22 protein-coding genes are annotated in these 20,612 nt (G+C 64.0%); 11 read left to right on the top strand and 11 right to left on the bottom strand.

Annotated elements, in window-relative coordinates:
- Nucleotides 1-3 precede the first annotated feature (3 nt).
- Both IQ26_RS18540 and IQ26_RS18535 read left to right on the top strand, forming a co-directional pair.
- Nucleotides 4-804: a ParA family protein gene (locus tag IQ26_RS18540; RefSeq protein WP_084642633.1), complete on the top strand. Its 801-nt coding sequence runs from the start codon at nucleotides 4-6 to the stop codon at nucleotides 802-804.
- A gap of 69 nt (nucleotides 805-873) precedes the next feature.
- Nucleotides 874-1,761 carry a ParB/RepB/Spo0J family partition protein gene (locus IQ26_RS18535; RefSeq protein WP_145719809.1) on the top strand — a complete coding sequence of 296 codons (888 nt, stop codon included), beginning with the start codon at nucleotides 874-876 and terminating at the stop codon, nucleotides 1,759-1,761.
- Nucleotides 1,762-2,076: 315 nt separating this feature from the next.
- Here IQ26_RS18535 and holA read toward each other — a convergent pair whose 3' ends face one another.
- The gene (gene holA, locus IQ26_RS18530) at nucleotides 2,077-3,123 is read right to left on the bottom strand and encodes a DNA polymerase III subunit delta (RefSeq protein WP_145719808.1); all 1,047 of its coding nucleotides are present in this window, start codon (nucleotides 3,121-3,123) and stop codon (nucleotides 2,077-2,079) included.
- A gap of 449 nt (nucleotides 3,124-3,572) precedes the next feature.
- Between holA and IQ26_RS18525 the strand changes: the two genes are divergently transcribed.
- The 4 genes from IQ26_RS18525 to lpdA all read left to right on the top strand — a co-directional run bounded on the left by IQ26_RS18525 (nucleotide 3,573) and on the right by lpdA (nucleotide 8,749).
- Nucleotides 3,573-4,805, top strand: coding sequence for a 3-methyl-2-oxobutanoate dehydrogenase (2-methylpropanoyl-transferring) subunit alpha (locus tag IQ26_RS18525; protein ID WP_145719807.1), 1,233 nt, complete (start codon nucleotides 3,573-3,575; stop codon nucleotides 4,803-4,805).
- Nucleotides 4,806-4,807: 2 nt separating this feature from the next.
- A complete protein-coding gene (locus tag IQ26_RS18520; protein ID WP_145719806.1) occupies nucleotides 4,808-5,821 on the top strand; it encodes an alpha-ketoacid dehydrogenase subunit beta in 1,014 nt (337 codons plus the stop codon).
- A 3-nt stretch (nucleotides 5,822-5,824) separates the two neighbouring features.
- On the top strand, nucleotides 5,825-7,192 hold the full coding sequence (locus IQ26_RS18515) for a dihydrolipoamide acetyltransferase family protein (RefSeq protein WP_145719805.1): 1,368 nt from the start codon (nucleotides 5,825-5,827) through the stop codon (nucleotides 7,190-7,192).
- 159 nt (nucleotides 7,193-7,351) lie between these two features.
- On the top strand, nucleotides 7,352-8,749 hold the full coding sequence (gene lpdA, locus IQ26_RS18510; RefSeq protein WP_145719804.1) for a dihydrolipoyl dehydrogenase: 1,398 nt from the start codon (nucleotides 7,352-7,354) through the stop codon (nucleotides 8,747-8,749).
- A gap of 89 nt (nucleotides 8,750-8,838) precedes the next feature.
- Here lpdA and IQ26_RS18505 read toward each other — a convergent pair whose 3' ends face one another.
- On the bottom strand, nucleotides 8,839-9,942 hold the full coding sequence (locus IQ26_RS18505; RefSeq protein ID WP_145719803.1) for a saccharopine dehydrogenase family protein: 1,104 nt from the start codon (nucleotides 9,940-9,942) through the stop codon (nucleotides 8,839-8,841).
- Nucleotides 9,943-10,046: 104 nt separating this feature from the next.
- Between IQ26_RS18505 and IQ26_RS18500 the strand changes: the two genes are divergently transcribed.
- Entirely contained in the window at nucleotides 10,047-10,496 is a 450-nt protein-coding gene (locus IQ26_RS18500) for an Lrp/AsnC family transcriptional regulator (RefSeq protein ID WP_456086340.1), read from the top strand.
- Nucleotides 10,497-10,505: 9 nt separating this feature from the next.
- On the opposite strand, the gene IQ26_RS18495 is transcribed toward IQ26_RS18500, so the two are convergent.
- Together IQ26_RS18495 and IQ26_RS18490 are read right to left on the bottom strand one after the other, a co-directional pair.
- Nucleotides 10,506-10,991 (bottom strand): hypothetical protein, encoded by a 486-nt coding sequence (locus IQ26_RS18495; protein WP_145719801.1) that lies wholly within the window; start codon nucleotides 10,989-10,991, stop codon nucleotides 10,506-10,508.
- Nucleotides 10,992-11,048: 57 nt separating this feature from the next.
- Nucleotides 11,049-11,807 (bottom strand): SDR family NAD(P)-dependent oxidoreductase, encoded by a 759-nt coding sequence (locus tag IQ26_RS18490; RefSeq protein WP_145719800.1) that lies wholly within the window; start codon nucleotides 11,805-11,807, stop codon nucleotides 11,049-11,051.
- 277 nt (nucleotides 11,808-12,084) lie between these two features.
- On the opposite strand from IQ26_RS18490, the gene IQ26_RS18485 reads away from it, so the two are divergent.
- On the top strand, nucleotides 12,085-12,450 hold the full coding sequence (locus IQ26_RS18485; protein ID WP_145719799.1) for a RidA family protein: 366 nt from the start codon (nucleotides 12,085-12,087) through the stop codon (nucleotides 12,448-12,450).
- A 23-nt stretch (nucleotides 12,451-12,473) separates the two neighbouring features.
- Nucleotides 12,474-13,712 carry an amidohydrolase/deacetylase family metallohydrolase gene (locus IQ26_RS18480; RefSeq protein ID WP_145719798.1) on the top strand — a complete coding sequence of 413 codons (1,239 nt, stop codon included), beginning with the start codon at nucleotides 12,474-12,476 and terminating at the stop codon, nucleotides 13,710-13,712.
- On the opposite strand, the gene IQ26_RS18475 is transcribed toward IQ26_RS18480, so the two are convergent.
- The 7 genes from IQ26_RS18475 to IQ26_RS18445 form a co-directional block, all read right to left on the bottom strand.
- Nucleotides 13,709-13,945 carry a hypothetical protein gene (locus tag IQ26_RS18475; protein ID WP_145719797.1) on the bottom strand — a complete coding sequence of 79 codons (237 nt, stop codon included), beginning with the start codon at nucleotides 13,943-13,945 and terminating at the stop codon, nucleotides 13,709-13,711. The genes IQ26_RS18480 and IQ26_RS18475 overlap by 4 nt on opposite strands.
- Nucleotides 13,946-13,971: 26 nt before the next feature.
- A complete protein-coding gene (locus IQ26_RS18470; protein ID WP_145719796.1) occupies nucleotides 13,972-14,364 on the bottom strand; it encodes a VOC family protein in 393 nt (130 codons plus the stop codon).
- A gap of 76 nt (nucleotides 14,365-14,440) precedes the next feature.
- Nucleotides 14,441-14,851 (bottom strand): SRPBCC family protein, encoded by a 411-nt coding sequence (locus IQ26_RS18465; protein WP_145719795.1) that lies wholly within the window; start codon nucleotides 14,849-14,851, stop codon nucleotides 14,441-14,443.
- Nucleotides 14,848-15,171 (bottom strand): ArsR/SmtB family transcription factor, encoded by a 324-nt coding sequence (locus IQ26_RS18460; RefSeq protein WP_145719794.1) that lies wholly within the window; start codon nucleotides 15,169-15,171, stop codon nucleotides 14,848-14,850. The genes IQ26_RS18465 and IQ26_RS18460 overlap by 4 nt, the downstream gene beginning before the upstream one ends.
- A 187-nt stretch (nucleotides 15,172-15,358) precedes the next feature.
- The gene (locus IQ26_RS18455) at nucleotides 15,359-15,745 is read right to left on the bottom strand and encodes an ester cyclase (RefSeq protein WP_145719793.1); all 387 of its coding nucleotides are present in this window, start codon (nucleotides 15,743-15,745) and stop codon (nucleotides 15,359-15,361) included.
- Between the two features lie 31 nt (nucleotides 15,746-15,776).
- Entirely contained in the window at nucleotides 15,777-17,558 is a 1,782-nt protein-coding gene (locus IQ26_RS18450; protein WP_145719792.1) for an NAD(P)/FAD-dependent oxidoreductase, read from the bottom strand.
- A 114-nt stretch (nucleotides 17,559-17,672) separates the two neighbouring features.
- A complete protein-coding gene (locus IQ26_RS18445) occupies nucleotides 17,673-18,632 on the bottom strand; it encodes a MurR/RpiR family transcriptional regulator (RefSeq protein ID WP_145719791.1) in 960 nt (319 codons plus the stop codon).
- Between the two features lie 272 nt (nucleotides 18,633-18,904).
- Here IQ26_RS18445 and IQ26_RS18440 point away from each other — a divergent pair, with 272 nt between their 5' ends.
- Both IQ26_RS18440 and IQ26_RS18435 read left to right on the top strand, forming a co-directional pair.
- Nucleotides 18,905-19,732, top strand: coding sequence for an ABC transporter ATP-binding protein (locus tag IQ26_RS18440; RefSeq protein WP_145719790.1), 828 nt, complete (start codon nucleotides 18,905-18,907; stop codon nucleotides 19,730-19,732).
- Nucleotides 19,729-20,589, top strand: a complete 861-nt coding sequence (locus IQ26_RS18435; RefSeq protein WP_145719789.1) for an ABC transporter permease — start codon at nucleotides 19,729-19,731, stop codon at nucleotides 20,587-20,589. Before IQ26_RS18440 ends, IQ26_RS18435 begins: the two co-directional genes overlap by 4 nt.
- Nucleotides 20,590-20,612: the final 23 nt, after the last annotated feature.

The following is a 20,612-nucleotide window of genomic DNA, read 5'->3' as shown; positions in this document are numbered from 1 at the left end:
CCCATGATGAAGAATGGCCCCCGAATCATCACCGTAGCCAACCAGAAGGGCGGTGTCGGCAAGACGACGACGGCCATCAATCTGGCCACGGCGCTGGCGGCGATCGGCGAACAGGTGCTGATCGTCGATCTCGATCCGCAAGGCAATGCCAGCACCGGCCTCGGCATCGACCGGCGCGACCGCACCGTTTCGTCCTACGACGTGCTGACCGGCGAACTGGATCTGGAGGCGGCGGCGATCCCGACGGCGGTGCCGGGTCTCTCGATCGTGCCGTCGACGCTTGACCTGCTCGGAATCGAAATGGAGATCGCGTCGGCGCCGGACCGGGTGCTGCGGCTGCGCAATGCCTTGCGCGCCTCGGCCGAGCGCTCGGCGAACTTTGGCTATGTGCTCATCGATTGTCCGCCGTCGCTCAATCTTCTGACGCTGAACTCGATGGCCGCAGCCGATTCGGTGCTGGTGCCGCTGCAGTGCGAGTTCTTTGCGCTTGAAGGCTTGAGCCAGCTGTTGGAGACGGTTGAGCAGGTCCGCCGCTCGATCAATCCCGATCTGACGATCCAGGGCATCGTGCTGACCATGTTCGATGGGCGCAACAACCTCGCCAACCAGGTGGTGCAGGACGTGCGGGCGCATATGGGCGACAAGGTCTATGAAACTGTCATCCCGCGCAATGTGCGTGTCTCGGAGGCGCCGTCCTATGGCAAGCCGGCGATCCTCTACGACCTCAAATGCTCCGGCAGCCAGGCCTATCTGCAGCTTGCCTCGGAGGTGATCCGCCGTGAGCGCAAATTGCGCGCCGCCTAAATGCATGTCGCCCAAAGTGGGAACTGGTATGCAGAAGCCGATTCGATACCGAAACGATCTGGACAGACGATGAGTGAAGACCTTTCGAGAAAAAGACTGGGGCGGGGACTGGCGGCGCTGATCGGCGAAATCGATCGCCCGGCGGCCGCGGTGGAAAAGCAGGGCATGAACGCCGACGGCAACGTGCCGATCGAGTTCGTCAGCCCCAATCCGAAGAACCCGCGCCGGCATTTCGGCGACGCCGAACTGACCGATCTCGCCCAGTCGATCCGCGAGCATGGCGTGGTGCAGCCGGTGGTGGCGCGGCCGTCGCCGACGCAGCCCGGCCGCTACGAGATCATCGCCGGCGAACGGCGCTGGCGCGCGGCGCAACGCGCCGGGCTGAGCGAGATCCCGATCATCGTGCGCGATGTCAACGATCGCACCGCGCTTGAGCTGGCGATCATCGAAAACGTCCAGCGCACCGACCTTAATCCGATCGAGGAATCGCTCGGCTACCAGCAGCTCATTAACGACCACGGCTATACCCAGGCTGATCTCGGCCAGGTGATCGGCAAGAGCCGCAGCCATGTCGCTAACACGCTGCGGCTGCTGAAGCTGCCCGAAGTGATCCGCGACATGCTGGTCGACGGCGCTCTGTCGGCCGGTCACGCCCGCACATTGGTGACGGCTGAGGATCCTGCGGGCCTGGCCAAGCGGATCGTCGAGGAAGGGCTTTCGGTGCGTCAGGCCGAAGCGCTGGCGCAGATGCCGGCGGGCGCTCCAACCGTAAAACGACAGGTCGCAGCACCGGCAGAAAAAGATGCGGACATGCTGGCGCTGGAAAAGCTGATGACCGACACGATCGGCATGGTTGTCACAATCGAGCACAAGGAGCGCGGCGGCGCGCTGCGCGTCGCCTATCGGACGTTGGATCAGCTCGATGAATTATGCCGAAGGCTGAAGCAGGAGCGGTAGGTGCTTGATGAACCTCATGTTCTTAGCCGGCAAATAATCTTATGGCTTAAGATTAAGCACGGCCTGGGCGAACATCTTCGCCGCGGTAACACAAGGAGGGCTGGCGATTGCCAGCCCTCCTTTTTTCAGCGCTGGTGACTGGCGAAATCGCCGAGGCTGCTGATCTCTACCCTTGAGGGGGAGATGGCCGGCAGGCCAGAAGGGGTCGTCTCACATCAAGCGCCGGCACCTCGCGGAAGCGAAGAAGATGGCGGCGTTCCATGCGCTGTGACCCCCTCTGTCGCCTTCGGCGACATCTCCCCCTCAAGGGGGAGATCAGGCGCGTTGCGCCAGCCGGGCACTCTCCACCGCAATGCCGAGCAGGGCCTGTCGGGCCAGCGCGACCGAAAGATCCGGCCGCCGCCGGGTTTGCAGCACGGCGGTCTGCAAGCGGTTGAGCGCGCGGCCGAGCGCCTCGGTGTTCCAGCGTTCGAGCGCCTTCTCGACCAGCTTTCGCCGCGAGAAAAACACCGGCGGGCGCGCCGCGGCAACGACCGCTGCGGCGTTGCGGCCGCCCGCGTCCATAAGGCCGCGCATCGCCTGGATCGCCTGCAGCTGTCGCATCGCCGACGAAAGCACCAGGAAAGCCTGGCCGCCGGACTGGCAGTGGCGGGTAAAGGCCATGTCGAAGTCGCCGACCTTGCCTTCGAGCAAGGCGTCGACGGCATCGTCGAAGGAGAGGCCGGAAACGTCGCCCGATGTCGCCTTGACGTCGTCGAGGCCGATTTCCGTCTGGCCGTGGGCATAGAGCACCAGTTTTTCGATCTCGCCGCGCGAGGCCAGCCGATCACCCCCGAGGTTCCGACGCAGCGCCTGGCGGGCCTCCAGCGTCATCGACATGCCGGCCTTGCGCAATTCGTCGTCGATGACCGTGTCGATGTCCCGCGTCTCGTCGGCGTAACACGGCAGGGCCATGGCAATGTCGGCTGCTTCGACAACCGCCCGCAGTCCGACGCCCTTCTTCAGGTCGCCGGCCTCGATCAGGATGATGGCGTCGCGCGGCGGCTCGGCGGTCAGCGCCTTGACGTCGTCGGCAAGCGCCTTCTGGCCGGAGGCATTGCGTACCCAGAGCAGGCGCCGCTCCGAAAACATCGGCACGGTACGCGCCTCGTCGAGCAGGCGACCCTCGTCGCGGTCCACCTCCGAACCGTCCAGTCTGACCACCGAGAACGGATCGTCGAGCGGCAGGCCGGTTTTGCCGGCAAAGGCCCGCGCGCGCTCGGCGACGAGCCCACGGTCGGGACCATAGAGCAGGACGATCGAGGTGCGCGGATCGGGCCGCGCCAGCCACGAATCGACCTCATAACCTTTCTTCTGTGCCATGGGTTCTGGTTAGCATGATGCGGGCGCGGGGTGAACGGAGGTCGGGCAAAACTGCCAGCGCGGCGTGACTTAGGCGCAGGGCAGCGAGCGGGTTTTGGTCGAGGGCCAAGTTAGGTGTCGCCTGCAACGCAGTAGCGCCCATGCCGTTACAGTCGCCGAGAAACGCAGCGATTCGATTCGATGACTGCCTGCGCTCGTAATTCGTTGGGTATGGTTCTCGACCGCCCCAAACCGGGCGCATTGTTTAATCTGGCTGAAAACCCAGCGCAATCATATGCCAAGTTGCGCATGGCGGCGGAAGATCGACAAGAAATTTCGCCGACATATCTTCATCTTGACGAGTGCTGCACTGGCTGGCGCGGTCGTTGGCCCGAAGCTTTGCTCAACGAATTGGCACCGGTCCGGCGGTGTGCAAATATCGGGCCGGGCAACATTGGAGGACGAAGGTCATGGCCGATGCTGGAATGTTGCGCTTCCATGTGCCGGAACCCGAGGTGCGGCCGGGCGGGACGCCGGATTTTTCCAACGTGACCATCCCCAAGGCCGGCTCGGTGCCGCGCCCGGAGATCGACGTCGATCCGCGCACCATCCGCGACATGGCTTTCTCGATCATCCGCGTGCTGAACCGCGCCGGCGAGGCCGTCGGTCCCTGGGCCGGGCTGCTGTCCGATGACGAGTTGCTGGAAGGCCTGCGCCACATGATGACGCTGCGCAGCTTCGATGCACGCATGCAGATGGCACAGCGCCAGGGCAAGACCTCCTTCTACATGCAGCATCTGGGCGAAGAGGCGGTGAGCTGCGCCTTCCGCAAGGCGCTGGCGCCGGGCGACATGAACTTTCCGACCTACCGGCAAGCAGGGCTGCTCATCGCCGACGGCTATCCGATGGTCACGATGATGAACCAGATCTATTCGAACGAGGCCGATCCGCTGAAGGGCAGGCAGCTGCCGATCATGTATTCGTCGAAGGAGCACGGTTTCTTCTCGATCTCCGGCAATCTGGCGACGCAATACATCCAGGCGGTCGGCTGGGCGATGGCTTCGGCAATCAGCAACGATTCGAAGATCGCCGCCGCCTGGATTGGCGACGGTTCGACGGCCGAATCCGACTTCCATGCAGCCCTTGTGTTCGCCTCGACCTACAAGGCGCCGGTCGTGCTCAATGTCGTCAACAACCAGTGGGCGATCTCCACCTTCCAGGGCATCGCCCGCGGCGGTTCCGGCACTTTCGCCGCCCGTGGCCTTGGCTTCGGCATCCCGTCGCTGCGGGTCGACGGTAACGATTACCTTGCCGTCCATGCGGTGGCCAAATGGGCCGCGACAAGGGCGCGGAAAAATCTTGGACCGACGCTGGTCGAATATGTCACCTACCGTGTCGGCGCGCATTCGAGCTCCGACGATCCGTCCGCATACCGGCCGAAGGCCGAGTCCGACGCATGGCCGCTCGGCGACCCGATCGTCAGGCTGAAGAACCACCTCATTCAGCGCGGCGTCTGGTCGGACGAGCGCCACACACAGGCCGAGGCGGAGATCCTCGAAACAGTGATCGCAGCGCAGAGGGAGGCCGAGCGCCACGGCACGCTGCATGCCGGCGGCAAGCCGTCGACGCGCGACATGTTCGAAGGCGTCTATGCCGAGATGCCGCCGCATCTCAGGCGCCAGCGCCAGCAGGCGGGGGTCTGACCATGCCAAGACGGACCATGATCGAGGCGATCCGCGACGCCATGGACGTGTCGATGGCGCGCGACGAACGCGTCATCGTCTATGGCGAGGATGTCGGCTTCTTCGGCGGCGTCTTCCGCTGCACGCAAGGCCTGCAGGCGAAATACGGCAAGAGCCGCTGCTTCGATGCGCCGATCAGCGAAGCCGGCATCGTCGGCTCGGCCATCGGCATGGCGGCCTATGGGCTGAAACCCTGCGTCGAGGTGCAGTTCGCCGACTATGTTTATCCGGCCTACGACCAGATCGTCTCGGAGGCTGCGCGGCTGCGCTACCGCTCGAACGGCGATTTCACCTGCCCGATCGTGGTGCGCATGCCGACCGGCGGCGGCATCTTCGGCGGCCAGACCCACAGCCAGAGCCCGGAAGCGCTGTTCACCCACGTCTCCGGCCTGAAGGTCGTGGTGCCGTCCAATCCGCATGACGCCAAGGGCCTGCTGATCTCGGCGATCGAGGATCCAGACCCGGTGATCTTCCTGGAGCCGAAGCGGCTCTATAACGGTCCCTTCGACGGCCATCACGACCGCCCTGTGACGCCGTGGTCGAAGCATGAGCTCGGCGAGGTCGCCGACGGCCACTACACGGTCCCGCTCGGCAAGGCGGTGATCCGTCGGCTAGGTGCTGATGTCACCGTGCTTGCCTATGGCACCATGGTCTATGTCGCCGAAGCGGCCGCCGAGGAGGCCGGCATCGATGCCGAGATCATCGATCTGAGGACGCTGCTGCCGCTCGATCTCGAGACGATCGTCGCCTCGGTGAAGAAAACCGGGCGCTGCGTGGTCGTGCACGAGGCGACGCTGACTTCCGGGTTCGGCGCCGAGCTGTCGGCGCTGGTGCAGGAGAATTGTTTCTATCACCTCGAAGCGCCAGTCGCTCGCGTTGCCGGCTGGGACACACCCTATCCGCATGCGCAGGAGTGGGACTATTTCCCCGGGCCCGCCCGGGTCGGCCGCGCGCTCGTCGAAACGATGGAGGCCTGACTGATGGGTGAATATGTGATCAAGCTGCCCGATGTCGGCGAAGGCGTCGCCGAGGCCGAGCTGGTCGAATGGCAGGTCAAGGTCGGTGACCTCGTGCGCGAGGACGCTGTGCTGGCCGCCGTGATGACCGACAAGGCGACGGTCGAAATTCCCTCGCCCGTCGATGGCGAAATCCTCTGGCTCGGCGCCGAGATCGGCGACACGGTGGCGATCGGCTCGCCCATCGTCCGTTTGAAAGTGGCTGGCGACGGCAATGTGAAGGCAGGTGCGCCGCAGGACATTGAGTTGGTCGCCAAGAGTAACCCCACCCCTAACCCCTCCCCACAAGGGGGAGGGGGACGCGCCTCGGCCCCCAAAGCCGATTCCAAGTCTGCTTCACCCTCATCCAGACACTCTCCAAGAATTGAGGATGCACCGGCGACGGAATCCCTCTCCCCCTTGCGGGGAGGGGTTAGGGGTGGGGGTACTGCGGCTGCGGGCGCCCCGCGCCCCGAAGGCGAAAAGCCGCTGGCCTCGCCTGCCATCCGCCTGAGAGCGAAAGAGGCAGGCATCGATCTTCGCCAGGTCACGGGAAGCGGCCCGGCCGGCCGCATCCAGCATGAGGACATCGAGGCCTTTCTGGCGCGCGGACCGCAGCTGGCGAAAGTCTCCGGCCTCGCCCGCAACGAGACGATCGAGGACATCAAGGTGATCGGGCTCAGGCGAAAGATCGCCGAGAAGATGACGCTGGCGAAATCGCGCATCCCGCACATCACCTATGTCGAGGAGATCGACGTCACCGCGCTCGAGGATCTGCGCGCCGCGCTCAACAAGGAGCAGCGCAGCGGTGCGGAACGGCCGAAGCTGACGCTGCTGCCGTTCCTGATGCGGGCGATGGTCAAGGCGATTGCCGACCAGCCCAACCTCAACGCGCTGTTCGACGACGAGGCCGGCATCATCCACCAGCATGGCGGCGTGCATATCGGCATCGCCGCGCAAACGTCTTCGGGGCTGGTGGTGCCGGTGGTCAAGCACGCCGAGGCGCGCGGCATCTGGGACTGCGCCGTTGAGCTCAACCGGCTTGCCGAGGCGGCCAGGTCAGGCACGGCAACGCGGGACGAGCTGTCCGGCTCGACCATCACCATCACCTCGCTCGGCGCCATGGGAGGGGTGGCGACAACGCCGGTGATCAATCATCCGGAAGTGGCGATCATCGGCGTCAACAAGATGATGGTGCGGCCGGTGTGGGACGGCACGCAATTCATTCCGCGCAAGATGATGAACCTGTCCTCCAGCTTCGATCACCGCGTCATCGACGGCTGGGATGCCGCGGTGTTTGTTCAACGGATCAAGACGCTGCTGGAGACCCCGGCGCTGATCTTTGTGGATTGAGGCGATGAGAATGTCGCTCAGGCCCCCTCACCCGGATTGCCAACCGAATTGCAAGGAGGTCGCCAACGCCGGCGCCAGCCTCTTCTCCCCGTCGGGGAGAAGGTGGCCGCGAAGCGGCCGGATGAGGGGGCCTTTGTTCGCCAGAAAGAGCGTGTCGACATGAAAGAAATCTCCTGCAAGCTGCTCGTCATCGGCGCCGGTCCTGGCGGCTATATCTCAGCCATCCGCGCCGGCCAGCTCGGCATCGACACTGTCATCGTCGAGTTCGGCAAACCGGGCGGCACTTGTCTCAATGTTGGCTGCATTCCATCCAAGGCGCTGATCCATGCGGCCGAGGAGTTCGAAAAGGTGTCGCACATGGCCGGCGGCAAAAGCCCACTCGGCATCATGATCGGGGCGCCGTCCCTCGACCTCGCCACGACCATAGCCTGGAAGGACGGTATTGTTAGCCGGCTGAACAGCGGCGTCGCCGGCCTGCTCAAGAAGGCCGGGGTCAAGACCGTGCATGGCTGGGCGAAATTCCGCGACGGCAAGACCGTCGAGGTCCAGACCGAGACCGGGATGCAGGTGGTCCGCGCCGAGACGGTGGTGATCGCGACCGGCTCGGCGCCGGTCGAGCTGCCGTTCCTGCCGTTCGGTGGGCCGGTGATCTCGTCCACCGAAGCGCTGGCGCTGAGCGAAGTGCCGGAAAGGCTTGCCGTCGTCGGCGGCGGCTATATCGGTCTCGAGCTCGGCATTGCCTTCGCCAAGCTGGGCGCCAGGGTGACCGTAGTCGAGGCTTTGCCGCGCGTGCTGGCGCAGTATGATGCAGAGCTGACCCGGCCAGTCGTGAAGCGGCTCGCTGAGCTCGGTATCGAGGTGCTTGTGGGCGCCAAGGCCAAGGGGTTGTCGACCAAGGGCGATGCACTGCTGGTCGAGACGAAGGACGGCAAGAATGCCAAGATCGCTGCCGACAGGATCCTGGTCACCGTCGGGCGCAAGCCGGTGATCGAAGACTGGGGCCTGGAGCAGATCGACCTCGACATGGCAGGAAAATTCATCCGCATCGACGACCAGTGCCGCACCTCCATGCGCGGTATCTTCGCCATCGGCGACGTCACCGGCGAGCCGATGCTGGCGCATCGCGCCATGGCGCAAGGCGAAATGGTCGCCGAGATCGTCGCTGGCCACAAACGCAGCTGGGACAAGCGCTGCATTCCCGCCGTCTGCTTCACCGACCCTGAACTGGTCACCGCAGGCCCGTCGCCGGAGGAGGCCAAGGCGCTTGGCGGTGAGATCAAGGTCGGGCTGTTCCCCTTCGCCGCCAATGGCCGGGCCATGACGAAAATGGGCGAGGATGGATTCGTGCGGGTTGTTGCCCGCGCGGACAACCATCTGGTGCTCGGCATCCAGGCGGTCGGCCAGGGTGTGTCGGAACTGTCGACGGCTTTCGGCCTCGCGCTGGAAATGGGTGCAAGGCTTGAGGATATAGCCGGCACCATCCATGCCCACCCGACGCAGGGCGAGGGTTTTCAGGAAGCCGCGCTGAAGGCGCTCGGGCATGCGCTGCATATTTGAGGCGAGACGACCTCACACGCGATCAGCTCGTTCGGTCGAGTTCTTTCGCGCCCCCATCTGTCCCGCCTGCGTCTCGCAAATGGGTGGCCCTAGCCCGCCAGCCGGCTAACCATTTCGTGCTGTGCGTAAGCGTGCCCAAAACGGTTGGCGAGGAAGGCGTCGAGGGCGATGTCCTCCTGCCTGACGAAGCCTTGTCCCGGCAAGCTCCCGTCGGCCAGCATGTCGAGCACAGCGCAGATGGCGGAGGCCGTGGTGATCTGGATGGCGCTGCGCACCCTATCGCCGACGCGCCTGGCGTAGATCTTGTTGGCGTAGGTCTCCTGCAGCAGGCGGCCGTTCTTGCGGCCGCTGACCGTGACGAAGACGATGACCACGTCCTGCAGCGTTGCCGGCAGGGCGCTTTCGAAGATGTCCTTCAGCACGTCGCGGCGGTGGCGCAGGCCAAGGTCGTTGAGCAGCGCTTTCATGATCGCGGCATGGCCGGGATAGCGGATGGTGCGGTAGTTCAGCGTGCGCACCTTGCCCTTCAGCGTCTCGGCCAAAGTGCCGAGCCCGCCCGAGGTGTTGAACGCCTCGTAGGTGACACCGTCGAGCGAGAATTCCTCACGCTCCTCTAGCGGCGGCACCTCGATCAATTCGCCCTCGACGATCGCCTCGCAAGGCTCGCAATACTCGTTGATGACGCCGTCCGTGCTCCAGGTCAGATTGTAGTTCAGCGCATTCGACGGGTATTGCGGCAGCGCGCCGACCCGCATGCGCACGCTCTCCAGCGTGTGGAAGCGGCTGGCGAGATCGTTGGCGACGATCGAGATGAAGCCCGGCGCCAGCCCGCATTGCGGAATGAAGGCGCTCTTGGCGGAGCGCGCCAGCTCCTTGACGCGCCGGGTGCTGACGACGTCCTCGGTCAGGTCGAGATAGTGGACGCCGGCGCTGGCTGCCGCTTCGGCGATGCGCGTGGTCAAATGGAAGGGTGCTGCGCTGAGCACGGCGAATGTGCCGGCCAAGGCCGCTTCGAGGGGGCCTGATGCTTTGATGTCGAGTTTCAGGGTCGCAACGGTCGCGGGCAGTTCGGCCGCGCCGAGCTGTGCGGCCGAGCGGTCGACGAGAGTGACGTGGTAGTCGCCTGTGGAAGCCAGCATCTCGGCGATGGTCGAGCCGATCTTGCCGGCGCCGACAACAATGATTTTCTTCATGACCGGTTCCCTCGCCCAAATGTTTGACCGCGAGGACAGGATCGCAGCTTGCCCGTCGAAAGGAAGCGTGAAATTGTGCGAAACGAACGCTGTTTTCGAACAATATGCTGAAGGATTTCAGCGAAATGCTCAGTGACGCGGAACATGCCCTGCTCTCGCTGCTGCGCACGAACGCGCGCGCCTCGACCGCCGAACTGGCGCGGCGGCTCGGCGTGTCGCGGACAACCGTGCAGAGCCGGATCGAGCGGCTGGAACAGCGCGGCATCATCACCGGCTATGGGGTCAGGCTTTCGCCGGATTACGAACAGGGACTGGTTCGGGCGCATGTCCTGCTCACCGTCACGCCCAAGCTTGCCGACAAGGTGGTGCGCAGCCTGCAGGCGCTGGCGCCGGTGCGGACGCTGCATTCCGTGAGCGGCAATTTCGACATGATCGTCATCGTCGACGCGCCGTCGATCAGGGACCTCGACACGCTCCTCGACCAGATCGGCGCGATGGACGGGGTCGAACGAACGTCGTCCTCGATCATCCTGTCGACACGGATCGACCGCTGAGCGGCAGAACTAGCTGCCGAGCGGATGCGGCATGTAGCCGACGAAGCCTGATATCTTCCAGCTTCCCTCCACCTTGGTACAGAAATAGAGGGTTTGCCATTTCAGCTTCTCGGCGCTGCCGTCGGGCTTGGCGACCGAGCCATTGAACTTCTTGTGTAGCACGGCGCGGTCGCCGTCGACATCGATGTCGCGCATGTTGGTGATGCGGAACAGCGCCTCGCGCAACGGTTCGGCAAATATCGTCGCCGCGGTTTCCCTGGCCTGGCGCAGCCACTCGTCGCGATAGCTGCCTAGCGTCGGGAATTGCAGCCGCCAGGCGTCCGCATCGCTGAGAAAATGGGCGTGCATGCCGAAGAAGCTCGAGGCCACGAAATCATCCTCGACCATCGACCAGTCCTGGCCGAGGAAAGCGTCGATGTCGCGGCGCACCAGCATCTCCCAGAGCGCATGGCGGTCGGCGTCGCCGGGCGGAAACGGGTTCTTGTCGAAGGTCACTTCTTGCTCCCCTGTCTTGCGATATTTTCGATTGGCTGAAGGCTCGACCTCATCCGGTCAACCGCCGATCTGGTCCAGAAACGGCAGATTGCCGGCCATCAGGCCGGCGTCGACATTCAAAGTCGTGCCCGTGATGCCGCTGGCAAAAGGCGACGCCAGGAATACCGCGGCGCGGGCAACCTCGACCGGTTCGACCAGCCTGCCGAGCGGATAGAGCTTGCCGACGGCTGCAAGGATTTCCGGCTTGTGGGCAAGGCGATGTTCCCAGGCTCCGGTCCGGATCGAGCCGGGAATGACGGAATTCGCCCGGATGCCGTTGCGGCCTTCCTCGGTCGCGATGGCGCGCATCCAGCCGTTGAGCGCCGCCTTGGCGGCGGCGTAGGCGGGGTTGCCGAAATGGGCCTGCGCGTTAACCGAGGAGATGAATACGAAGGCCGCGCCCTGCGGCTGGTTGCGCATGACGGGCAGCAGTGCCTGCGACATCAGCGCGGCGCTGCGAAAGTTCAGATCCATCTCGTGATCGAGAGCAGCCGTCGAGACGTCGGCGAGCGTTTCCGCCCGCGTCCAGCCGGCATTCGAGATGACTGCCGCCGGGGCCGCCTTTTCACTGATGCGCTTGGCAAATGCCGCCACGGCGTCGTCATCGAGCAGGTCGAAATGGTGCGCCTCTTCTATCTCGGCGCCGGTCAGGTCGGTGCCTTCGCGATCGCAGGCGACCACCGTTGCCCCGCAGGCGGATAAAACGGCGACCAGCGCGCTGCCGACACCGCCTGCCGCGCCTGTGACGACCACGCTTCGACCACCGAAATCGATCATGCGGCTCCTCGCCTGTCCCTCGTCCAATCCTCGCCTGCCGGATAAGCCGAAGCAATCATCCTTCGCGCAGGATGCTGATGCGCTTGTAATAAAGCAACATAAATCCCGAAAAATGTTGCTTTCCAACACAGCCTGTATGAGAATCGCGCGGACTGGCGTAGACCTCCCGGCAGGAAACGGGCAAACCGGTGCAGCGAGAAGGCGCGAAGAGCGTTGACTTGCGGCGATTGCCGGACAGCACGGCAAGGCGCCAGTGTTTTTGAACAGGAGACTTTCTTTGCCCAAGCAGTGTTTTGGAACATCCCATGTGCCGCTGTCGCCGGCGGTCCGGGCCGGCGATATGGTCTATGTCTCCGGCCAGGTCCCGGTCGGCAGCGACGGCGTGGTGGTCAAGGGCGGCATCACCGAGCAGACCGAGCAGGTGCTTTCGAACGTCAAGGCAGCCTTGGCGCTTGCCGGCTGCACCATGGACGACGTGGTCAAGACGACCGTCTGGCTCGAGGACGCGCGCGATTTCGGCGCCTTCAATGCCGTCTATGCCAGGCATTTCCCAAAAGATCCGCCGGCGCGCACCACCGTCGAGTCGCGGCTGATGATCGACATCAAGATCGAGGTCGAGGCCGTCGCCTACAGACCGGTCTGAAGACGGAACGGAGGCGGACGCCGGTGCAATTTGATCTCCTGCTGAAGGGCGGCCGCCTCATCGATCCGTCGTCCGGCCTCGACGCGCAACGCGACGTCGCCATCGCCGACGATGGCCGCATCGCCGCGATCGATGCAGATATTCCCTTCGACCGTGCCGGGCGCGTCATCGACGCTACGGGCTCCATCGTCGCGCCCGGCCTCATCGACCTGCACAGCCACGTCTATTGGGGCGGCACGTCGCTCGGCGTTGACGCCGACCGCCTCGCCGCAAAAAGCGGAACCACGACGTTCATCGACGCCGGAAGCGCCGGCGCCGGTAATTTCCTTGGCTTTCGCCGCCACGTCATCGAGCGTTCGAAGGTCCGCATCCTGGCCTATGTCAACATTTCCTTTGCCGGCATTTTCGGCTTCTCGCAGACGGTCTCCGTCGGCGAGTGCAGCGACCTCGGGCTGTGTAATCCGCGCGAGGTCGTCGCTGCGGCGCGCGAGCATCGCGAGGTGGTCGTCGGCGTCAAGGTCCGCTCAGGTCGCCATGCCGGCGGCACCAGCGGCATCGCGCCGGTCGATCTGGCACTCGAGGCCGCCGATCAGGCCGGCCTGGCGCTGATGGCACATATCGACGAGCCGCCGCCGGGCCGCTCGGAAGTGCTGCCGCGGCTGCGCAAGGGCGACGTTCTCACCCATTGCTTCCGGCCGTTTCCCAACGCGCCGGTCTTCGCTTCGGGCGCGGTGCGGCCGGACATGCGGCTGGCGCGCGAACGGGGCGTCATCTTCGACATCGGCCACGGCATGGGCTCGTTCGACTTCGCGGTCGCCAAGGCGATGCTCAGCGAGGGGCTGGCGCCGGACGTGATCAGCAGCGACGTGCATCTTTACTGCGTCGACGGTCCAGCCTTCGACATTCTGGTCTGCATGTCGAAGCTGCTGGCGCTCGGCATGCCGCTTGTCGAGGTCCTGCGCGCCGCAACACAACGGCCGGCGGAAGCGATCGCAAGGCCCGATCTTGGCAAGCTCACGGTTGGTGCCGTCGGCGACATCGCGGTGCTGCGGCTGCGTCCGGGGCGCTTCACCTTTGTCGATGCGGTCGGTGCCTCGCTGGTCGCCGAGCAGCGGCTGGTCTCGGACGGTATCGTGATTGGCGGCACCTGGTGGCCGAACGAGGCGGTGGACGATCTTAGCGATACCGAGCGTTTCGAAGCGCATGGCCACGAGACGCATGTCGATGTCGTGAGCCGGCATTTCGGGCACAGCCACGACTAACCGTTCAGTCCCGGCGCACCGGTGCGTTGTCCGCTGCGCCACTTGGCGGCATATGGCAGCACGAACATGTACAGACCGGTGAACAACTGCAGGAAGAGCGGCGGCAGCGGCGAGTAGACCACCCAGGCCGGAGGCTCCCCCATACCCATGGCGATGAAGTTGGCGATGACGGTCCCTGTAAAGACGATCGACGTCCACCGGTGAATCTGCCGAACCCACATGTTCCAATTCATCAGGACCTCCTATTGAGCGAGTCCGCTTACCAGCGCGCCAGCTGGGTGATCTGAATGAGGTTGCCGCAGGTGTCGCTCAGCTGGGCGATGGTCGAGCCGGTTACCTCGGTCGGCGGCATGGTGAACTCGGCGCCGCGCACTTTGATGCGATCGTAGTCGCCCTTGACGTCGTCGGTGAAGAACATGACCGCGGGCTGGCCCTGCTGAAATATGGCTTGCTGGTAGGCCTTGGCCGCCGGGTTGTCGTCGGCCGCGAGTTGCAGCTCGGTTCCGTCCGGCTCATCGGGTGAGGCCACGGTCAGCCAGCGGAACGGCCCATTGCTGAAATCGGCCTTCTTGGTAAAGCCCAGCACGTCGGTGTAGAAGCGCAGCGCCTTTTCCTGGTCGGTCACATACACACTGGTCAACTTGATCTTCATTGGTGTTCCTCCATCGTCACGTTCGCGGCGTGCCGCTCCGTAAACAGGGTCTGTCTGTGAATTGTGCCGGCAGACTTCAGTCTATCCGCGCCAAGAGCTGCTCCAGGTTTTCAAAGAACCTCGGCCAGCCAACCTTGGCACCCCGGAAGTAAGGCTGCTGATCCAGTCGGAAGCCCGACTGTTCCATACGCAAATGGGCTCCCGTGCTCGTAGGGGTGAGAGTCCAGGTGACCACGCTCTTGAGATCCTTGGTATCCCACGTGTAGGTCAGCGTTCTGTTCGGCACGACCGTCTGGACCTGGCACTCTACAGCGCCCCAGTCCGCGCGAAGACTGAAACGGTGATTCGCCAACGGCTTGAAGTCGTTCTTCATGAGCCACTCCTCGATCAGGTGTGGTTGCGTGAGCGCGCGCCAGATCTTCTCCGGCGGATAAGCGATCTCCCGTTCGACAACGACGGAGAGCGTTTCAGTCGATGTTTCGTTCACTGATCCATCCTTTTGAGCAGGTCTTCGAGGTCGTCGAAGCGGCTCTGCCAGAACCCGGCCATCTGGCTCGTCCAGTCGATCAGCGGAGCCAGCGCGCCGAGTTGCGCACTATAGTGCGTCTGGCGACCTTCATGGCGATCGCGCACTAACCCGGCCTGCCTCAGGACGCCGAGATGCTTCGACACGGCCGGTTGTGAGACCCCGGACTGAGCCGTGAGGGCGCCGACCGTCTGTTCTCCTTCGCGGCACAGTCGTTCAAAGAGTGCCCGCCTGGTCGGATCGGCGAGCGTTCTGAAGAGCACATCGTGAGTGTTGGGCATTTGCGATTGATAACCCTATGGCTATTGATCGGCGTATAAACGCTGAGATATGTGTTGGTCAAGTGGGGCATGATTTCCGACTGACCCGCCGTTTCGGCGCCACTCCGGAGTGGGCATCCCTGAATTTATCATGCCCCGTTGGTTATGCGTGGTCGTGGCGAGCGTGGTGACGAGATACGCGGCAGCCCTAAAGCTGGGCTTCGATAGCCGCCTTGTCTATGACAGACCAGACCTGGACGATCTTTTCGCCGCGAAACTCATAGATCACATTCTCGGCAAAGGAGACTCTCTTTCCGTTTACGTCGAGGCCAAGGAACGCTCCCTTTGGCGTGCAGTCGAAGCCTAGCCGGCTAGCGATGTAAGGCGGATCGGAAATCAGCATCTGGACGTCGAAATAAAGGTCCGGAATTTCATCGAAGTCTCTCCGCAGCATTTCGAGATAACCTGACAGCCCGACCCGCCGACCATTGTGGATCGCTTCATCATGGACGAACTGTCCCAGCTTCGGCCAGTCCTGCTTGTTCAGGCAGGCTATGTAGTCTCGGTAGATGGCGGAGAGATTGGTTTTGATCACCGCGATTGCCCTATCTGCCCTGGACAGTGGCTTACTGCCCTGGCGCTCCGTAAACCGGCGTCGCAATGCCTTCCATGCGCGCCTTGATCTGCAGCGCCACGAATTTCGAATAGAAACGCGACAGTGCGAGATTGCCGCCGTGGAACCATAGCGCTTCCTGCGCCGTCGGCTTCCACATGTTGCGCAATTCGCCCTGCCACGGACCCGGATCGCCCCTGGTGCCGGAGCCCAGCCCCCAGCACGGGCCGACCCTGTTGGCGACCTCGCGCGAGACGATCGCTGCTACCGTCTCGTTCATCGATTGATAGCCGGTGCAGGAGATGATGGCATCAGCCGCCAGTTCGGTGCCGTCGTCGAACAGGATCCCGGCCGGCGTCAGCGATTTGATCTCGACGCCGCTGCGGACGCCGATCTCACCATCGATGATCAGATCCGAGGCGCCGACGTCGATGTAATAGCCCGAGCCGGTGCGGTAGGCCTTCATCAGCAGCCCGGTCTCGTCGTCGCCGAAATCGATGGCGAAGCCTGAGCCGCGCAAGCGATCGTAGAATGCCGCGTCGCGCGCCTTGATGATGTCATAGAGCGCCCGCTGGCTTTGCGGCAGCAGCGCGAAGGGTGTCGACGCGACGATCATGTCGGCCTTCTCTGTGGTTATGCCGCGGGCCAGCGCATCTTCCGAAAAGATTTCGAACCCCACCTCCATCAGGGTGTCGGACTTGACGACCGTCGTCGGCGAGCGCTGGATCATGGTCACCTCAGCGCCGCTCTCCCACAGGTCGACGCTGACGTCATGTCCCGAACTCGCCGCGCCGATGACGGCAACGCGTCTGCCGCGGAATTTCTCGCCGCTGGAATATTGGCTGGAGTGCAGGATCTCGCCGTGGAAAACATCGGCGCCCGGCAGGTCGATCCGCCTGGGCGGGCCATAGGCGCCGGTCGCAAAGACAATGTGCTTCGGCTTCAGCGTGATGCGCTGGCCGGCTCGATTGACCTCGACCGTCCAGACCTTCTCGGCCTCGTCGTAGGACGCGCTGACGCATCTCGTCGAGGTCCAGTAGTTGAGTTCCATGACGCGCGTGTACATTTCGAGCCAGTCGCCCATCTTGTCCTTGGGCGTGAACACCGGCCAGTTTTCGGGAAACGGGATGTAGGGCAGATGGTCGTACCAGACCGGGTCGTGCAGCACGAGCGAGCGATAGCGGTTGCGCCAGGAATCGCCGGCTTGAGCGTTCTTCTCGATGACGATGGCCGGCACGCCGAGCTGCCGCAGCCGCGCCCCCAGCATGATGCCGCCCTGGCCGCCGCCGATGACCAGGCAGTAGGGTTGCTCGTTGGCGCCGAGGTCGCGCGCTTCGCGCACCCTCGCCTCTGCCCAGGTCTCTCGATCCGGATCGGCCTTATGGCGGACGCCCAGAGGCCGCGCGGGTCCCTTGCGTTCTTCAAAGCCCCTGAGATCGCTCATCGCCGTGAACAGCGTTCGGCACCGGCCCTCTGCCAGGCGCAGAACGCCCTGGCCCCAGGCCGACGACGTCTCGAAGGTGAACCAGGCCTCGACGATGCCGTCGTCCGAGCTCGCCTCGCCGCTGAGCTGCCAGGCGGTCGGCTTTGTCGTCGCCAGCGTGGCTTCCAGCATGTCGCGGATCGCCGCGCGGCCTTCCATGGTCTTGATATTCCAGGTGAAGGTCAGCAGGTCGCGCCAGTAGCAATCCTCGACGAAAAGGTTGGTCGCGGCCTCGACGTCGCCCGCCTCGAGCGCGCGGGCGAGGGAGGAAAGCCAGGTGGCCGCCTGTTTCGATGGTGCCATGTCGAGCATCTGTTGTCCTTCTTCCTTTCAAGTCGGCGCTTCCCTCATCCAGCCTCCGCTTCGCTCGGCTGACCTCTGCCCGCCGGGGAGAAGGTGGCCGCGAAGCGGCCGGATGAGGGGCCTTCAATCCCCAAGCGGCTCCATCTCCTTGCCCGTCCTATGTATCTGGGCGTTGTATTTGATGCGGCGAACCGTTTCGCGGGCCGAGCCGTCGAGCTTGTAGGCCGCCGCCACCGCCATCAGGTCGATGACGGCCAGGAAGGCGAACCGCGAGGCCGTCGGCTTCAGCGTGTCGGGATATTCGGGCACCGCGACCGTCAGCCTGACGTCGCAGGCGCGGGCCAGGTCGGTGTCGGGCGCGGTCACGCCGATCGCGTTGGCGCGGTAGTGCTTGGCAAGTTCGACGGCCTCGATCACCTCGCGCGTGCGCCCCGTCGCCGAAATAGCGATCACCAGATCGCTGGGCTTCAAGGTCGAGGCGGTCATCCGCATCAGATACGGGTCGCACTGGGCGCTCACTGTAATGCCGTAGCGAAACAGCCGGTACTGGGTTTCCTGCGCCAGCGCCGAGGAACTGCCGCCGAGGCCGAACACCGTGACCTGGCGCGCCTTGGCGATGAGCTCGGCCGCCTTCACCAGCTGTGCCGGATCAAGCTGCCGTTCGGCCTCCTGCAGCGCCCGGCGGGCCTCGCCGAACACGGCATTCCAGAACGGCATCCCGTTGTCGCTGCTGGTGGGCGGCGGCTTGCTCAGATAGAGCGCGCCGACGACAAGGCTCTGCGCCAGCTTCAGCTTGAAGTCGCGCACGCCCTCGCAGCCGATGGCGCGGCAGAACCGGGTCACGGTGGGTTCGCTGACCTGAGCTTTCTGGGCAAGCGCCGCATTGGAAGCGTCGACCGCGAACCTGACGTCGTCGAGCACGACGTCGGCGACGCGTCGCTCCGCCGGGCGGAGGTCGCCATAGGAATCCTTCACCAGCGAGATGATGTCGGGTATGCGCCTGACATGATCGCGTCCATCCGGATCGCGCCCATCGGGGTCGCCGTCGGAGGTCGGCGGCCCCTGGCGGTCAGCTTCGATCATGAGTCATCCCTGCCGTTCGTGGAACTCGACCTCTACCATGTTTGCGCATCGCTTGCCTGCTCCGCCTCACGCGGCTTGCTTGCGAAGTATGTAGGAAAGCAACAAGCATTTCAAGAAATAGAAAAGCGAATTTAAACAATGGCATAGGCGCGGCATAAACGATCTCGCAGACTAGAGGCACGGTCGCCGCTTGACAGTAAAGTAGGATAGTTACAGACTGATTTTTGCGGATGGATGACCCATTGGATCATCGCGCAATCCCCGAGGGGCGCATGAACGCGGGCAGTGCAAAAACCTCGAAGCTTGGCGTGCAGGACGCGACCAAGATCTATCATACGGCTTCCGGCGACCTTTTGGCGCTGGACCGCTGCAGCCTCGACGTCCATGCCAATGAGATCGTCTCGATCGTCGGGCCCTCCGGCTGCGGCAAGACGACGCTTTTATGGTCGATGTCCGGGCTGCATCGGCTGACCAGCGGCGCAATCCGGCTCGATGGCAAAGAGATCACCGGTCCGCACCCGGACATCGGCATCGTCTTCCAGGAGGCAAACCTGCTGCCTTGGCGCAATCTCGACGCCAACATCCATTTTCCTTTCGAGATCAAGGGCGAGAAGCCGGATCGCGCCTGGATCGCGCATCTCATCCACCGCGTCGGGCTCGACGGCTTCGGCGGCAAGTTTCCGCGCGAGCTTTCGGGCGGCATGCAGCAGCGCGCCGCGATCGTGCGGGCGCTGGCGCTGAAACCGTCCGTCCTTTTGATGGACGAGCCGTTCGGCGCGCTCGACAGTTTTACCCGCGAGGAGATGAACCGTCTCGTCGAGGAGATATGGCTCGATACGAAAACCACCATCGTCTTCATCACCCACAGCATCGAGGAGGCGATCTTCCTGTCCGACAGGGTGGTGGTGCTGAGCGCGCGGCCGGGGCGCGTCGCCAAGGAATATCGCGTGCCGTTCCCGCGCCCGCGCTCGCTGGAGATCATGGCGACGAAGGAGGTCTTCGACCTCACCAACACGATCAAGATGGACATTGTCGGCGAGCGCGCGCGGCCGAAGGCGCGGGAGCGCGCCACCGCCGAAATTGTGAGGATCAGGCCGTGAGCGGAGACGACGCCATCCCGGAATTCTCCAAGGCCAAGGCGGGCGCCAAGGCCGGCGATGGGCATGACGTCAGCCTGACCAATCTTTCGGCCTTCGCCAGCGGCCCCGGCATCAGGTCGGGTGCGGAAGTCGCCGCCATAATCGCCGTTGCGGTGGTCATCATCGGCGGCATCGAGCTGGCGCTGCGGCTGTTCAACGTGCCGCACTACATCATGCCGGGGCCAAGCGCGATCGCCTACGCGCTGTTCGACGAGTTCCCGCTGATTGCGCCGCATCTCGGCTACACGCTGGTGGAACTTGTTTCCGGCTTTGCGATCGGCGCCATCATCGGCTTGGTGATGGCCGCTGTGATCACGCAATTTCCCTTCGCCGAAAAGATCGTAGCACCGTACATCCTGCTCTTGGTCACTACACCGATGCTGGCGCTGGTGCCGCTTCTGATCCTGCGCTTCGGCTTCGGCTACACGCCGCGCATCATCGCGGTGGCGCTGGCCGCCGGCCCGATGGTGATGATCAATGCGGCGACAGGCTTTCGCCGCGTCGACAGCGCCAAGATCGCGCTGGCGCGTTCCTATGGCGCCAGCACCTTGCAGATATTCTGGAAGATCCGGGCGCCGATGGCGCTGCCGATGATCCTCGTCGGCCTGATGATCGGCGCGATCTTCGGGCTTTTGACCGCGGTCGGCGCCGAGATGGTCGGCGGCGGCTTCGGCCTCGGCAACCGGCTGACCACCTATTCGTCGATGATCCAGATGCCGCAGTTCTTCGCGGTGGTTTTGATCCTCTCGACCCTCGGCATCCTCATCTACGTGTTCTTCTTCCTGATCGGCAAGAAGTGGGCGAGCTGGGAGGCGTGAGCACAGGGGAGTGATGGCGCCCG

Source organism: Mesorhizobium tianshanense, assembly GCF_007830515.1.
In the GTDB taxonomy this organism is placed as follows: Bacteria; Pseudomonadota; Alphaproteobacteria; order Rhizobiales; family Rhizobiaceae; genus Mesorhizobium; species Mesorhizobium tianshanense.
Note: the sequence above shows the minus strand (reverse complement) of the source record. Positions and strands in the feature narration are given on the sequence as shown.

Coding starts and splice junctions, on each gene's coding strand:
- IQ26_RS18500 (WP_456086340.1), top strand. CDS start 10,047: ATGCTGAAGGATTTCAGCGAAATGCTCAGTGACGCGGAACATGCCCTG.
- IQ26_RS18515 (WP_145719805.1), top strand. CDS start 5,825: ATGGGTGAATATGTGATCAAGCTGCCCGATGTCGGCGAAGGCGTCGCC.
- IQ26_RS18540 (WP_084642633.1), top strand. CDS start 4: ATGATGAAGAATGGCCCCCGAATCATCACCGTAGCCAACCAGAAGGGC.
- IQ26_RS18535 (WP_145719809.1), top strand. CDS start 874: ATGAGTGAAGACCTTTCGAGAAAAAGACTGGGGCGGGGACTGGCGGCG.
- IQ26_RS18440 (WP_145719790.1), top strand. CDS start 18,905: ATGAACGCGGGCAGTGCAAAAACCTCGAAGCTTGGCGTGCAGGACGCG.
- IQ26_RS18445 (WP_145719791.1), bottom strand. CDS start 18,632: ATGATCGAAGCTGACCGCCAGGGGCCGCCGACCTCCGACGGCGACCCC.
- IQ26_RS18520 (WP_145719806.1), top strand. CDS start 4,808: ATGCCAAGACGGACCATGATCGAGGCGATCCGCGACGCCATGGACGTG.
- IQ26_RS18450 (WP_145719792.1), bottom strand. CDS start 17,558: ATGCTCGACATGGCACCATCGAAACAGGCGGCCACCTGGCTTTCCTCC.
- IQ26_RS18490 (WP_145719800.1), bottom strand. CDS start 11,807: ATGATCGATTTCGGTGGTCGAAGCGTGGTCGTCACAGGCGCGGCAGGC.
- lpdA (WP_145719804.1), top strand. CDS start 7,352: ATGAAAGAAATCTCCTGCAAGCTGCTCGTCATCGGCGCCGGTCCTGGC.
- IQ26_RS18505 (WP_145719803.1), bottom strand. CDS start 9,942: ATGAAGAAAATCATTGTTGTCGGCGCCGGCAAGATCGGCTCGACCATC.
- IQ26_RS18475 (WP_145719797.1), bottom strand. CDS start 13,945: ATGAATTGGAACATGTGGGTTCGGCAGATTCACCGGTGGACGTCGATC.
- holA (WP_145719808.1), bottom strand. CDS start 3,123: ATGGCACAGAAGAAAGGTTATGAGGTCGATTCGTGGCTGGCGCGGCCC.
- IQ26_RS18470 (WP_145719796.1), bottom strand. CDS start 14,364: ATGAAGATCAAGTTGACCAGTGTGTATGTGACCGACCAGGAAAAGGCG.
- IQ26_RS18460 (WP_145719794.1), bottom strand. CDS start 15,171: ATGCCCAACACTCACGATGTGCTCTTCAGAACGCTCGCCGATCCGACC.
- IQ26_RS18525 (WP_145719807.1), top strand. CDS start 3,573: ATGGCCGATGCTGGAATGTTGCGCTTCCATGTGCCGGAACCCGAGGTG.